Below are 12,317 nucleotides of genomic sequence, written 5' to 3'. Positions count from 1 at the left end.
TTGAATTCTGATTGACTATAAACTCCTTATCCTTTTGAAATATCTCCTGAACCAGAAGCTTTAGTATCAACCTTGTCAGGATTTCCTCTGTAACTAATGTCCCCAGATCCAGATACTCTTGCTTTTAGCATTTTGTTGGCAGTAACTTTAATGTCCGCAGAACCTGAAACTGTAGCATCTACATTGTCGGCTTCTAATCCATAGGCTTTAATATCTCCACTGCCAGAAATGGTGGCTTCGAAATCACGAGTACTACCATTTAAAGTAATGTCTCCTGAGCCAGACATAGCGGCATCGATTGAAGTTGCCTCAATGTCTAAAGTGATATCACCAGAACCCGACATGGCAGTTTTAAAGTTGTCGGTTTTGATGGTTGTTTTGCCAACAATATCTCCCGAGCCAGAAAGGGCAACAGAGTTGATACTCTCAACAGGTACTGTAATTCGAATACCGTCATCCCATGAAGAAGGCTTTAGATTATATCCTTTTTCAACTTTGATAGATAACTTCCCATTTTTCACTTCGGTTTTGATGTATTCCAGAAGATTTGATTCGCCCTCTAACTTGATTTCCCCTTCTTTTCCAGCAACCAAATCCAAATCAAACCATCCGGCTAATCCGACGGCGTCGTATTCACCAACACTACGCTCTATAGTAGTTACATTTCCGTTCCCTTTAATTTTTTTACCCCATTGCGCTGTGCATGATGCGGTAAATAATAGTACTAAACTTAGGCTCAATAATTTTTTCATGATGTTATATTTAATTGATTAATGAATTAATTTTTGTAAAATGTTATTCCGCCATAATCACTTGAAATACTTACAAGGTTGCCACTATTTGAAGATCCATAATGGCCTTTATAATATTTACTTGTATTCTTCACTTGGCTAACGCTCATTTCGAAATCGTCCTTTCCACTCACACCAGCATATGAAGTTTTAATCTCAAAATTGAAATGGTAAGCTGCATCATATCCTATTTTTACACCCGTATAGTCACTACGTATCTGCACATTTCCTGCATCAGCTGCCAGTTTTGCAATCTTCACTGAACCATAATCGGCAGTTACATCTACATTACCATGAATGGTTCCTAGCTTAACGGTTATATAGTCTCCGACGCCTTGAACGTTTTTAGCTTCCCCAATCTCGATTTTACCATAGTCGGTATTGTAGTCTAAATTCCCCATTTTTTCTACCGTAGAGTTGGTGTAATCTGCTTTAATAATAAGGTCTCCTGCTTTTCCGATAGTAAAACCTGAATAATCTGCATTTATGGTTCCGCTTTCTATAAAATCAATCATAGATTTTGATGTATAGTCGAAATTCAGTTGATTGTTTCTACCCCGTAGTTCGCCTATCTCCAATCTTCCATAATCGCAATTGATTTTTGCGTGTCCGTCAACACGGTCTAAAATAATACTTCCGTAGTCATTGTTCAAGTTGACACTGTTTTTTATGGGAAGTTTGATGGTATAGTTGATCTGCATATTCACGTTATTGTTTTTGCCCCAGTTCCAACCCCAACTACTTTTGTTTTCATTAAAATTGGTCTTGGCATATACCATACTGCTACTGGCTTCAAAATCAACTGAAATTCCGTCTAATTTTTTCTGGACTTTCTCCTCATTGTTACCATTGGTCTTAATATGCACTTCGATAACGACTCTGTTTTCATTCCAAGAGGTGATGTTTAGATTACCGTAGCTGTTATTCACTTTTAACAACGCATCAGAGTTGACATCAAACTCTTTCTTAATGGTCTTTTCTTTGGTGTATTTACCTTTCAGTTTTCCATCACTGGCTGAAAGCAGCATGGGAAGCACTAAAAGTACTAGCAGGGGAAATTTAAATTGTATAGTTTTCATCATTATATTTTTTTAAGTTTTTAATATTTTCTACTTGGCTTAGTACATTTTGCAATAAGTCAATACGTGTTTGAAAGTTGGTGATCATGGCACTCAATATCAATTTGCTATTACCGCCATTTAAAAGGTCTTGCTCTAAAATCTTATAATTGGCATCTAGCTTTCTTATTTGAATCATAGTGTCATCAATCATTTTTTTAGTCTCTGGAGTGCTTTCGCTTTCCAGTTGCTTCACTTGCTCATCAATAAGACTGGCAAAGTAAAACTGCGTTTGTGATACCTCAGGTGATATTTCGGCAACTTGCTGATCGATCGTAGGAGAAGCATTAAACATACTAAAACCTACTCCTAAGAGTATGGCTACAGAAGCCGCTATAGATAAAGGTCTCCACCAAGTATTCTTTTTCTTTTGTACGGATACAATTCTTTGTGATCTTTGCAGCTTTTGCAAGAACCGTTCTTGGTGACCTCCATGTGGTTCTTCTGTATCGAAATTACCTTGAAGGTTATCAAAAAGCCTATCTATATTGTCTTTTTCCATTATGCAATTGTTAATTTATTTCTCAAACTTTGTTTTGCTCTAGAGATTGTTGTTCTACAGTTGGCATTGCTGATATTCATGATTTCACTTATTTCTTCATAATCATACCCTTCTATTAAATGTAAGGTCAAAGAAACTCTGTAATTGTCTTTCAACAGTTTCATGCTCTCCATCACTTTTTGAGCCTTCAATTCCGTGATCGCATGATCGTGATTTGAAACAACTCCGTCATTATCTTCGACCTTGTACATTACATCATCCAGATCAACTTCATTTTTCTTCTGTTGTTTTCTGTAATGATAGATACTGTTGTTTATCACAATGCGTTTGAGCCAAGATCCGAAAGTTACCTCTCCTTTAAATGTGTGCAGTTTCGTAAACGCGTTTAAAAACGATTCTTGCATTACATCCTCAGCTTCTGCGCTATCTTTTACAATCCGAACCGATGTATTATACATGGCTTTGTAATAGCGGTTGTAAATCTCCAATTGTGCACTTTGTTTTCCTTGCAAACACGATTGGACTAAAACGTCAGTATTTTCTTTTTTGTGGCTCAAAAAATGAATGGTTTGTTATAGAGATAAGGGAAGTTACGGATTGTTACAGTTTGAGTCATTTTTTTCGTGACTTACTCATGCGCTTTCCCTCCTAACCTCCCCAGAAGGGGAGGGATGTTTTAGTTTGAATTTACTCTTTTGTTCTTTCAGGGCGGGATGTGAGGTCCCTCCACGGGTGGGATTTAGGGAGGACTTTTTACAATTTACCTCCAATTGGCATAACAATTGTCTTTATGTGTATAGATGAAAAGCCAATTTGACGATAACATAATGATAGTAAGGCTTTTAAATACTTTAACGACTTAAAATAAAAGAACATTAGTGTCATTATAATGACAGAATGTCTTAAATGTATATATGGGAAATTCTAAGTTTACCAATTTTGACAATATGTCTTTGCAGTCCATTGAAGAGGATGCAGAATTAATACCATTGTTAACCCCCGAAGATGAGGAGGAAATGAATAAGGAGGGACTACCAGAAACTCTCCCTATACTTCCCTTGAGAAATACAGTTTTGTTTCCAGGTGTTGTTATTCCTATTACTGCGGGGCGCGATAAATCAATTAAACTTATTAAGGACGCTAATAACGGTAATAAAGTTATTGGAGTGGTTTCTCAGAAAGATGAGGAAACTGAAAATCCTGATGTAAAAGACATTAATACGTTAGGTACGGTAGCTAAAATTTTGCGGGTATTGCAAATGCCTGATGGAAATACTACCGTAATCATTCAAGGTAAAAAGCGATTTGAGGTAGCAGAGGTTCTTACTAGAGATCCTTATATCACGGCTACAGTTCGTGAAGCTCAAGAGCAAAGACCAGAAAAAGATGATAAGGAGTTTTTGGCAATAATTGATTCTATAAAGGAGCTTTCCTTGCAAATTATAGCCAATAACCCAAATATTCCAAGTGAAGCTTCTTTTGCGATCAAGAATATTCAGAGCAATTCTTTCTTAATTAATTTCATTTCTTCCAACATGAATTTAAATGTTGCTGAAAAGCAAAATCTACTAGAAATTCGAGATTTGCAAGAAAGAGCATTAGCGACTTTGAAGTACATGAATGTCGAGTTTCAAAAGTTGGAACTGAAAAATGATATTCAGTCCAAGGTGCGAAATGACATGGATCAGCAACAACGCGAGTATTTCTTGCATCAACAGATGAAAACCATTCAAGAAGAATTGGGCGGTGTTTCTTATGATGAAGAAATTCAAGAAATGCGAGCGCGCGCGAAGAAGAAAAAATGGAATGAAAAGATAGGAGAGCATTTTGATAAGGAATTATCAAAAATGCAACGGATGAATCCACAAGTAGCTGAGTATTCCATCCAAAGAAATTATTTGGACTTGTTTTTAGATCTTCCTTGGGATGAATTTTCTAAAGATAAATTTGATTTAAAAAGAGCTCAGAAAATATTAGATAGAGATCATTACGGACTTGAGGATGTAAAACGAAGAATCATTGAATATTTAGCTGTTTTGAAACTTCGTAATGATATGAAATCGCCTATTCTTTGTTTATATGGACCTCCGGGAGTTGGTAAAACTTCTTTAGGAAAATCGGTTGCTGAAGCTTTAGGTAGAGAATACGTACGTATTTCTTTAGGGGGACTACGTGATGAAGCAGAAATTCGCGGACATCGTAAAACCTATATAGGTGCCATGCCAGGTCGAATTGTGCAAAGCTTAAAAAAGGCCGGAAAATCTAATCCTGTTTTTATTTTAGATGAGATCGATAAGTTATCTAATAGTCATCAAGGGGACCCGTCTTCAGCGATGCTTGAAGTTTTAGATCCTGAGCAGAATAGTGCCTTTTATGATAATTTCTTAGAAATGGGCTATGACCTTTCAAAGGTTATGTTTATTGCTACTGCAAATAACTTGTCTACGATTCAACCCGCACTGCGTGATCGTATGGAGATTATTAATGTCTCAGGATATACCATTGAAGAGAAAGTGGAAATAGCAAGACGCCACTTACTGCCGAAGCAATTAAAGGAACACGGATTGGAAGCCAAACACTTGAAAATTGGTAAGCCGCAGTTAGAGAAAATCGTAGAAGGATATACTAGAGAATCTGGAGTTCGTTCGTTGGAAAAGCAAATTGCAAAAATGGTGCGATATGCTGCCAAATCAATTGCTACAGAAGAGGAATATGAAATAAAGGTGAGCAGTGCCGATGTTGAAAAAGTATTAGGTCCTGCGCGAATGGAGCGTGATAAATATGAAAATAATGATGTTGCTGGAGTCGTAACGGGATTGGCATGGACGAGTGTTGGTGGAGATATTCTTTTCATTGAGTCTATTCTATCTAAAGGAAAAGGGATATTAAACATTACTGGAAATCTTGGAAAGGTGATGAAGGAGTCCGCAACTATTGCGATGGAATACATCAAATCGAATGCAGACCTTTTCGGCATCGATTCAGAACTCTTTGAAGAGTACAATGTACACATTCACGTTCCGGAAGGAGCAACTCCAAAGGATGGCCCAAGCGCTGGTGTAACCATGCTAACCTCATTAGTCTCTTTGTTCACACAGAGAAAGGTAAAGAAAAGTTTGGCCATGACCGGGGAGATAACACTTCGTGGAAAAGTACTTCCTGTTGGCGGAATCAAAGAAAAAATACTGGCAGCCAAACGTGCAAGAATTAAAGAAATTATTCTTTGCAAAGAAAATGAACGCGACATCCTTGAAATAAAACAAGACTATTTGAAAGGCTTGACATTTCATTATGTCACTGATATGCATGAGGTGGTTGATATCGCAATCACCAATCAAAAGGTTAAGAACGCGAAAAAGTTTTAGTTGAGATTTTTATTGTCCCCTTGAGGGGACTTTAGGGGTGTTTTTCGTGTTGGTCAATCAGAACTCTAGTTATACTTATTTTAATACTCCGTATTTTTACAACAAGCAGTTTCAAAAGATGACAAAAATAACCATAGCTATTGACGGCTATTCCTCTACAGGAAAAAGCACGATCGCCAAACAATTGGCAAAAGCTTTGGGTTATGTTTATGTCGATACGGGTGCGATGTACCGTGCTGTAACTCTTTTTGCGATGCAGAACGATTTTATAGGTGAGGGTATCAAAGATGCGGACAGTCTTGTTAATGCCCTTGATGACATTGAACTTGAATTTCAATACAATGCGAAGTTGGGATTCTCAGAAATGTATCTCAATGGTGAAAATGTAGAAAAGGAAATTCGGACCTTAGAAGTTTCCCAGTTTGTGAGTCCAGTTGCAGAAATTGAGGCGGTTCGAATCAAATTGGTAGCCATGCAACAAAAAATGGGCAAAGCAAAAGGGATTGTAATGGATGGCCGCGATATCGGAACCGTAGTTTTTCCAGAGGCAGAAATCAAGATATTCATGAGCGCCTCCCCAGAAAAAAGAGCCTATCGCCGTTATAAAGAGTTATTGGATAAGGGCGAAGAAGTCGATTATGATGAAGTGCTGAAAAATGTACAACAACGTGATGCCATAGACTCAAGTCGCGAATTTTCTCCACTCCGAAAAGCAGAAGATGCTATTGAATTTGATAATAGTGACATGGGACTTGAAGAGCAGTTTGAGCGGATGTATAATTTTGCGCTGCGGGTTATTGAGAAGCAGTAAAACTAACTTTATGATAATATTTGATTAGGGCTTTCCATAGGAGGTTGTGTTGTATGCCGTTTTTTACTTTTCATTCAGTTTGAAAAATCTATGTTCGTCACAGATTTTCTCATTTTTTAAAATCGCATTTTTGAATATCCCTTCCTTTTCATATCCATTCTTCTTAAGGACTTTCATAGATGCTAAATTATAATCAAATACACCAGTATAAATCCGATTTAGGTCAAGTTTCTCAAATCCATATTCTGTAATCAATTCAACAGCTTTTGTTGCAATTCCATTTCCCCAAAAAGCCTCACCAATCCAATACCCAATTTCAGCAGATTTTTTATATACATCCTTTTGGATTACCAATCCGATTACACCAGAAAGTTTACCTTTATATTCTATTCCAAAAGTTTGTTTTGGGTTTTCCTTATTCGTTAGGTCTATGAAGAATTCGGCATCACTTTCTTTATATGGAAATGGAATGTAGTCTCTTAAATTATCCCAAATCTTTTTATTATTCGCAAGTTTTGCCAATTCAGCCTTATCAGATAATTTGAGGTGTCTTATTTTAATTTTTTCTTCCAATTTCAGTTTAGTTCAAATGGCATGCAACGGTTCGGCTATGATTTGTACGGGAATAAAAGTGGTCTTTTGTTTCCGTTTAAGCGATTAGCCGAATCTTTTTGTTTGTTTTTATTTTTTCTATTTATAAAGCCAAATCCAAAAGATTTGGCGGACACTCTAAAATACCTAAAAGTGGGCGTTAAGCACCGAATCCCGTATTAATTATAGCCATTGTTGTAGCACGTTTTTATCGCTCAATTTTCACTATTCCGTCACAATTTCTTTCGGCAAGTTCTGATATAAATTTCGTTTCTCCTGCGATTGTGGTAAATGCTAAATCGTAATCAGTATTTACAACCCAATTCCTTTGTTTTGGGTAAATTAAACTAGGTGTTAGTCGCAAATTTTCAATTTCAAACAATTTTGGAAGCCCACTTATTTTACCACTATAAATTAAATCTTTTTCCCAGTTTTTTGTGGCAAGAAAGGTGTAGAACAATTCAATATCTTGGTTTCCATATATTTCATTTACTACTTCTACTAAACTTATTAGATGCTCTTTGTCCATTAGACCTTCGCCAGGATATAGTTCATTGTTCATCTGCTTGTCGTAAGAGCGAGTATGTTTGATACTCTCCGTAATTGCCTTGTTCAAGTCAAACTCTCTATTTTTTAATTTATGAAAATCTTTCCAAGTCACACGAGAAAAATCATCTTCAGGAAATTCTTCATCTGATAATTCTCGGACTAAGATTTTGTCTTTTGGGATTTTATTATTTATCCAAAACGAGTGTAAGGCAATTGCATATTCTTGAAAATTACTCGGTAAAGTTAATTGAAGGAAAAATTCACATGGATTTTTTTCACGTAATTTTAAATCATACTCTTTTTGTTCTCCAACAATAGTCGCATAAGGTTTAATCCAATCTTCTATATCTTTTTCAATTAATTCCAAGGTTTTTCTTAAATGTGCTACAACAATTCACTAAGCGTACGATTACGCTTATTTCCTTTATAACCGTAATATAGAGATATTAAAACAAAAAAATACCGTTACTATTAGCAACGGTATTTTTAATTTTATCCAATTTAAAACGTCTAACTTTTTACGGATTTGGAATAACCAAAACCTGATCTGGATGAATTACATCTGGATTGCTAAGAATATTAGTATTAGCAGCAAAAATCTGCTTGTACTTCATGGCATCACCATAATAGTGCTTTGCGATTTTACTTAAAGATTCTCCACCAGCAACAGTATGTCTGTGATAAACAGAATCATCAGCAACCGAAATATTCGCTTTGATATCAGAAGCACTTTCGCCACCTAATTCTTTGATTTTATCCCACAAAAGATCTTTTTCGTAAGGCGTATTCGCCACACCTTTTATTTTAAGAACGCCACCTTCTTCGGTTACGTTTCCATCTTTAATTCCTAATTGCTCACCAAGGTTCAAAACTCCTTGGTACTTTGCTTTAACGCTCATTTGTTATTATTTAAACGGTTAATATTTGAAAGTCTAAGATAGTAATATTTGCCCGATTTTTAAGATAAATACAACAAAATAGTCCCGAACCAATGTTACTTTCAAAAAATAGGTTGGTATACTTAAATAAAAACTGTATTTTTGCAGCCCTTTTTAACGAAAGTTTTCAAGAGAAAAAAGGGAAAGAAAAAAATCATATAACAGCTTCTACGCTAATCGTTTAACTCTTGTAAGGTTGTAGAATACAAATAATACTCTTCAAATGGCTGAAGACAAAAAAGCTCAAGTAGAAGAAACTACTGAAGCAATTCAAGAAACTGCAGAAGCAGTTCAAGAAACTACCGAAACGGTAGAAGAAGTAAAAGAGGCGGCTCCCGTCCAAGATCCAAAAGAATTTTTAGAAAACTTCAATTGGGAGAAATACGAACAAGGTATTGAGAAAGTAGATGACTCTAAATTAGAAGAGTTTGAAAAACTAGTTTCTGAAAATTTCGTAGATACCGCTGATGAAGAGGTTGTTACAGGTACTGTTGTGTATTTAACAGACCGTGAGGCAATTATCGATATCAACGCAAAATCTGAAGGGGTTATTTCTTTAAACGAATTTCGTTACAATCCTGATTTAAAAGTTGGTGATAATGTAGAGGTGTTGATTGATATCCGTGAGGATAAAAGTGGACAGTTAGTACTTTCACACAGAAAAGCTAGAACTATCATGGCTTGGGATCGCGTAAATGCGGCTCATGACAAAGAAGAGGTAGTTAGTGGTTTCGTTAAATGCAGAACTAAAGGAGGTATGATTGTCGACGTATTCGGAATCGAAGCTTTCTTACCAGGTTCGCAGATTGATGTGAAACCAATTCGTGACTACGATCAGTATGTGAATAAAACAATGGAATTCAAAGTGGTGAAAATCAACCACGAATTCAAAAACGTTGTTGTATCACACAAAGCGTTGATCGAAGCAGATATCGAAGAACAGAAAAAAGAAATCATCAGTCAGCTTGAAAAAGGCCAAGTATTAGAAGGTATTGTTAAAAACATTACTTCTTACGGCGTCTTTATCGATTTAGGTGGTGTTGATGGTCTAGTACATATTACTGACCTTTCTTGGAGTAGAATTAACCACCCGAATGAGGTTGTTGAGCTAGACCAGAAATTGAATGTAGTAATTCTTGATTTTGATGAAAACAAATCAAGAATCCAATTAGGTTTGAAGCAATTAGAGAAGCACCCTTGGGACGCTTTGTCTGAAGACATCAAGATTGGTGATAAGGTGAAAGGTAAAGTAGTCGTTATTGCTGACTACGGTGCGTTCATCGAAGTTGTTGAAGGTGTTGAAGGATTGATTCACGTTTCTGAAATGTCATGGTCGACGCACTTGCGTTCTGCCCAAGATTTCGTAAAAGTTGGTGATGAGGTTGAAGCAGTTGTATTGACACTAGATAGAGAAGATCGCAAGATGTCTCTTGGTATCAAGCAAATGACTCCAGATCCATGGACAGATATCACAACAAAATACCCAGTTGCTTCTAAGCATAAAGGTATCGTAAGAAACTTTACAAACTTCGGAGTATTTGTTGAGTTAGAAGAAGGTATTGACGGATTGATCTATATCTCTGACCTTTCTTGGACGAAGAAAATCAAACACCCATCTGAGTTTACTGCTGTAGGTGATACTTTAGAAGTTGAGGTTTTAGAATTAGATGTTGAAGGTCGTAAGTTAAGCTTAGGTCACAAACAGACTACTGATAACCCTTGGGATAAATATGAGAAGGAGTTTGCTTTAGATACAGTTCATAAGGCTGCAATTACTGAGATTGTTGATAAAGGAGCTGTTATTGAATTCAACGATGACATAACGGCTTTTGTACCGCAACGTCATTTAGAGAAAGAAGACGGTAATAAGCTCGGAAAAGGAGAAGAAGCCGAATTCAAGATCATTGAATTCAACAAAGACTTCAAGCGTGTTGTGGCAAGTCACACCGCAATCTTTAGAGAAGAAGAGAAACGTAATGTAAAAGCTGCTGTTAAAAGACAGAAAGCTTCTGCTGATGAGGCAAAACCAACTTTAGGCGATGCTAACGAAGCTTTACAAGCGTTGAAAGATAAGATGGAAGCTGGTAAAAAGTAATCCATTTTAAATCTTAGTATATTAAAAAACCCTGACTATTTGGTCAGGGTTTTTTTGTTTTACTTTTGCTTTAAGTGCTTAGTTAACCTTTTTCAATATCCAACTTGAGATAACTTCCAAAGCCTCTGGTGCAAAGGTTTGTTCAATAGTACCATATTCACTTGGAGCCCCCGTTACGCTTTCTTGAAACAAATGATTTAAGCCAGGTAATTCTTGTGTGCTAATATCAGTATTACCACCTTTTTCTAATGCTTTTCTAATCGCTTCAAGATTTTCCTTTGGAGGCACTTGCAAATCTTTTTCTCCATTTATAGCCAAAACAGGACAGCTCACATTCTCTAATACTTTTGCCGGGTCATGCTTCATAAAATAAACCATCCATGGGGTGGTCAACTGATCAACTTGCCCATTGATGCTTTCTTCATCCTTACTTATACCTGCAGGAAGTTCTTCGTTTGACAATTTGTTTATTTCTTCGGCAATATATTTTTTCACATCAGTTTTTAAATCTTGGGTTATGGTAGAACTTACGATCATTTCAAAAACCACGGTACTAAGTTCTTTTGAGCTTTGCAATTGGACTTCAGACATTCCCATGGCTCTTCCGATAAGTTCTTGTTGCAGTAATAAGAGTTTGTCTCCACGAATACCCGTGCCTGCCAGAAGAACGATATAACTAACATCTTCAGATTTTGCAGCAACCATCGGCGCGATGACGCCACCTTCACTATGACCCACCAAACCAATTTTAGTCACATCGATTTCTTTTCTAGATTTTAAATATGAAATAGCACTTTCAATATCTGTTGCAAAATCTGCAGAGGTCGCTGTGCTAAAATTTCCCGTTGATTTTCCTACTCCTCTGTCATCAAATCGCAAAACCCCAATGCCATTTCTTGTTAAATAATCAGAAATGATCAGAAAAGGCTTATGGCCTAATAGTTCCTCGTTGCGGTCTTGAGGACCACTTCCTGAAATTAAAACTACAACAGGAAATTTTCCTTCTTTTTTGGGTAAAGTAAGGGTGCCTGCCAGTTTGATGCTTGCTTTCGTGTTATCGAAGCTTACATCCTCTGTATAATAAGGATAAGGTTCTTTTGGTTCTTGAGGACGATTTATGTTTACTTTTTCTACTTCTTCTCTGCCTAAAATTAAGGGAATCTTGAATCCACTTTGCATAAAAGTGCCATTGAAAGTTCCGTCGACGAATTCGCCAAAGTATGTGATTCCGAGATTGGCTGCTTCTAATTTGAGAGTATTATTTTCAAAAGTTGTTATAGCTACGGGAATTCCTTTCGCACCTTGATCAGGACTATCTAAGGTTGAGCTATAGCCATCCTCTGTTTTTGTAATATGAACAACTAGACGTAAGTTCATTTCTTTTAGAACTCCATTCCATTGTCCAGTTATATCTTGTGCATAGAAGTTGGTGAATCCTGTAAACACAAATAGTAATAAAATTAATTTTTTCATGGTCTTTTATTTAAGAGCTACCTTTTAGTTGGACATCTAAACCAGTGAAATGTTACATTTTTGGTTGTTTTTTAAACCAAAAAA

11 protein-coding genes are annotated in these 12,317 nt (G+C 36.4%); 3 read left to right on the top strand and 8 right to left on the bottom strand.

Going from position 1 to position 12,317, the window contains the following annotated elements:
- Positions 1 to 26: 26 nt before the first annotated feature.
- The 4 genes from ACKWCD_RS13825 to ACKWCD_RS13810 are packed head-to-tail and all read right to left on the bottom strand — an operon-like array spanning position 27 to position 2,968.
- The gene (locus tag ACKWCD_RS13825; RefSeq protein ID WP_413984549.1) at positions 27 to 752 is read right to left on the bottom strand and encodes a head GIN domain-containing protein; all 726 of its coding nucleotides are present in this window, start codon (positions 750 to 752) and stop codon (positions 27 to 29) included.
- A 26-nt stretch (positions 753 to 778) separates the two neighbouring features.
- Entirely contained in the window at positions 779 to 1,870 is a 1,092-nt protein-coding gene (locus tag ACKWCD_RS13820; RefSeq protein WP_413984776.1) for a DUF4097 family beta strand repeat-containing protein, read from the bottom strand.
- Complete coding sequence (locus ACKWCD_RS13815; RefSeq protein WP_413984548.1) at positions 1,851 to 2,411, bottom strand: hypothetical protein; 561 nt, start codon at positions 2,409 to 2,411, stop codon at positions 1,851 to 1,853. Before ACKWCD_RS13815 ends, ACKWCD_RS13820 begins: the two co-directional genes overlap by 20 nt.
- Entirely contained in the window at positions 2,411 to 2,968 is a 558-nt protein-coding gene (locus ACKWCD_RS13810) for an RNA polymerase sigma factor (RefSeq protein WP_413984547.1), read from the bottom strand. Before ACKWCD_RS13810 ends, ACKWCD_RS13815 begins: the two co-directional genes overlap by 1 nt.
- Positions 2,969 to 3,325: 357 nt before the next feature.
- Between ACKWCD_RS13810 and lon the strand changes: the two genes are divergently transcribed.
- Both lon and cmk read left to right on the top strand, forming a co-directional pair.
- Positions 3,326 to 5,776, top strand: a complete 2,451-nt coding sequence (gene lon / locus ACKWCD_RS13805) for an endopeptidase La (protein WP_413984546.1) — start codon at positions 3,326 to 3,328, stop codon at positions 5,774 to 5,776.
- 118 nt (positions 5,777 to 5,894) lie between these two features.
- Positions 5,895 to 6,587 (top strand): (d)CMP kinase, encoded by a 693-nt coding sequence (cmk, locus tag ACKWCD_RS13800; RefSeq protein WP_413984545.1) that lies wholly within the window; start codon positions 5,895 to 5,897, stop codon positions 6,585 to 6,587.
- 63 nt (positions 6,588 to 6,650) lie between these two features.
- Here cmk and ACKWCD_RS13795 read toward each other — a convergent pair whose 3' ends face one another.
- From ACKWCD_RS13795 to ACKWCD_RS13785, 3 genes are all read right to left on the bottom strand, one after another.
- Positions 6,651 to 7,160, bottom strand: coding sequence for a GNAT family N-acetyltransferase (locus ACKWCD_RS13795; RefSeq protein WP_413984544.1), 510 nt, complete (start codon positions 7,158 to 7,160; stop codon positions 6,651 to 6,653).
- A 226-nt stretch (positions 7,161 to 7,386) separates the two neighbouring features.
- Positions 7,387 to 8,094, bottom strand: a complete 708-nt coding sequence (locus ACKWCD_RS13790) for a hypothetical protein (RefSeq protein WP_413984543.1) — start codon at positions 8,092 to 8,094, stop codon at positions 7,387 to 7,389.
- 151 nt (positions 8,095 to 8,245) lie between these two features.
- A complete protein-coding gene (locus ACKWCD_RS13785; protein ID WP_413984542.1) occupies positions 8,246 to 8,626 on the bottom strand; it encodes a LysM peptidoglycan-binding domain-containing protein in 381 nt (126 codons plus the stop codon).
- 262 nt (positions 8,627 to 8,888) lie between these two features.
- Between ACKWCD_RS13785 and rpsA the strand changes: the two genes are divergently transcribed.
- A complete protein-coding gene (gene rpsA, locus ACKWCD_RS13780; protein ID WP_413984541.1) occupies positions 8,889 to 10,760 on the top strand; it encodes a 30S ribosomal protein S1 in 1,872 nt (623 codons plus the stop codon).
- A 78-nt stretch (positions 10,761 to 10,838) separates the two neighbouring features.
- Here rpsA and ACKWCD_RS13775 read toward each other — a convergent pair whose 3' ends face one another.
- Complete coding sequence (locus ACKWCD_RS13775; RefSeq protein ID WP_413984540.1) at positions 10,839 to 12,233, bottom strand: alpha/beta hydrolase family protein; 1,395 nt, start codon at positions 12,231 to 12,233, stop codon at positions 10,839 to 10,841.
- Positions 12,234 to 12,317: the final 84 nt, after the last annotated feature.

The organism is Maribacter taeanensis (genome assembly GCF_047345145.1).
In the GTDB taxonomy this organism is placed as follows: domain Bacteria; phylum Bacteroidota; class Bacteroidia; order Flavobacteriales; family Flavobacteriaceae; genus Maribacter_C.
The sequence above is the reverse complement of the archived record's forward strand: the minus strand, read 5'-3'. Positions and strand labels throughout refer to the sequence as shown.